Here is a 2,016-nt window from a genome sequence, read left to right on the forward strand (position 1 = left end):
CTTCTCCAACTGCGCGTACGTCAGCTCCTCCCCTTCGAACACCACCGCCACCGCCTCCGGCGTCCTCCCCGCCTGCGCCTCCACCAGCTCGTGCGCGCAGACCTCCCAGCGTGGGCCCGTGGCTGAAGGGTTCCACGCCTCCAACACGAGGCGTCGATCCGCTTCCGAGACGAGCGGCAATTCGGACAGGCGCTGGAGCGGGTTGGCGACCGCACCCTCGAGGAGCCGTTGCAGGTGCGCCACCAGTCGCTCCGCGGACGCGGGCTCGTAGAGGTCGGTGCGGTACTCCAGCGTCCCGGTCAGACCGGTGGGCGTCTCGCGCAGCATCAACGTGAAGTCGAACTTCGCGGTGCCACTGTCGACGTCCACGGACTCGAAGGAGAGTCCCGGCGTGGCGAGCTCCATGGGCGGGGTGTTGAGCAACACCATCGCCACCTGGAAGAACGGCGTGTGCCCCGGCTGCCGTTCGGGCTGGAGCACCTCCACCAGCTTCTCGAAGGGCACGTCCTGATGCGAGTACGCCCCCAGCGTCGTCTCACGCACGCGTCCCAGCAGCTCGCGGAACGTCGGGTCTCCCTTCAGCTTCGTGCGCAGCACCAGCGTGTTCACGAAGAAGCCGATGAGCTCTTCGGTCTCCATCTGCTGGCGACCCGCGATGGGTGCCCCCACGCAGATGTCTTCCTGTCCCGAGTACCGCGACAGCAACGCCTGCAGTCCCGCGAGGAGCCCCATGAACAGCGTGGCGCCCTCGCGCTGGCACAGGCTCACCAGGGCCCGGGTGAGTTCCCGTGAGAACTCCACCTTGATCACCGCGCCTGGATTGCGAGCATCCAGGGCACGCGGATGATCGGTGGGAAGCTCCAGCAATGACGGTGCGCCCTCGAGCTGCTGCTTCCACCAGGAGAGCTGTCGCTCCAGGACATCGCCCTGGAGCCACTCTCGCTGCTGGGCGGCGTAGTCCACGTACTGAAGGCCCAGCTCCGACAGCGGGGAGTGTCGCCCCACGCTGTACGCCTCGTAGAGCGTGACGACCTCGCGGATGAGCACGGCGATGGACCAGGCGTCCGCGATGATGTGGTGCATCGTCACGAGCAAAAGGTGCTCGTGGACATCCAGTCGCACCAGCCCCGTGCGCAGCAGGGGGCCGCGCGTCAAGTCGAACGGCCGTCGGGCCTCGGCCCAGACCAGCCGCAGCGCCTCTGCTTCCTTCTCGGACTCCGGCAGTGGCGCCAGGTCTTGAAGCGGCAGCCGCATCCGCAGGGGCTCGCCTCGCGAGATGACCTGGACCGGCTTGCCCTCACGGGACTGGAAGACGGTGCGCAAGGACTGGTGGCGTCGCACCAGTTCGGTGAAGGCCCGCTCGAGCGCCTGCACATCCAGCGCGCCCTTCAACCGGAGCGCGGCGGGGATGTTGTAGAGGGGACTGCCGGGCCTGTACTGGTCCAGGAACCAAAGCCGCTGCTGGGCAAAAGAGAGCATCTCTTCCTCCGTGTCTCCCTGCTCGTTGGAACTACGGAACCGCGCACGCGCTCGCGCGAGCATCGACTGCGGAGCGTTGCCAGGCTTGAGCCGGACATCCGCCTCGATGCGCTTCGCGAGCGCCGCGACAGATGGCGCTTCAAAAAGAGTCCTCAAGGGAACCTCGGCCTTGAGCAAGGCGCGGATGCGCGCCACCAACTGGGTTGCCAACAGTGAGTGGCCACCGATGCTGAAGAAGCTGTCGGTGACGCTGACGCGCGGCAGCTTCAGCACCGCCGCGAAGGCCTCCGCCAACTGCACCTCCAGCGCGTCTCTCGGTGCCACGAAGGGCGCCGCGCCCCGCAGGCTCTCCACGTCTGGCGCCGGCAGCTTGCTTCTCGCCAGCTTCCCGCTCGGCGTCAGCGGCAGCGCCTCCAGCTTCATCAGCGCAGGCGGCACCATGTGCTCCGGAAGCTTCCTCGCCAGCGCCTCTCGCAGCACCTCCGGCTCCCACTCCACGCCCTCCCCCAGCACCACGTACCCCACCAACCTCTTGTC

At 67.6% G+C, this 2,016-nt stretch carries 1 protein-coding gene; it reads right to left on the reverse strand.

The window, feature by feature from the left end:
* Positions 1-2,016: condensation domain-containing protein (locus HR086_RS46405; RefSeq protein ID WP_254626768.1), on the reverse strand; the 2,016-nt coding region annotated here is incomplete at both ends.

The sequence above is a fragment of the Myxococcus sp. CA039A genome, assembly GCF_013336645.1.
Classification (GTDB): Bacteria; Myxococcota; Myxococcia; order Myxococcales; family Myxococcaceae; genus Myxococcus; species Myxococcus llanfairpwllgwyngyllgogerychwyrndrobwllllantysiliogogogochensis.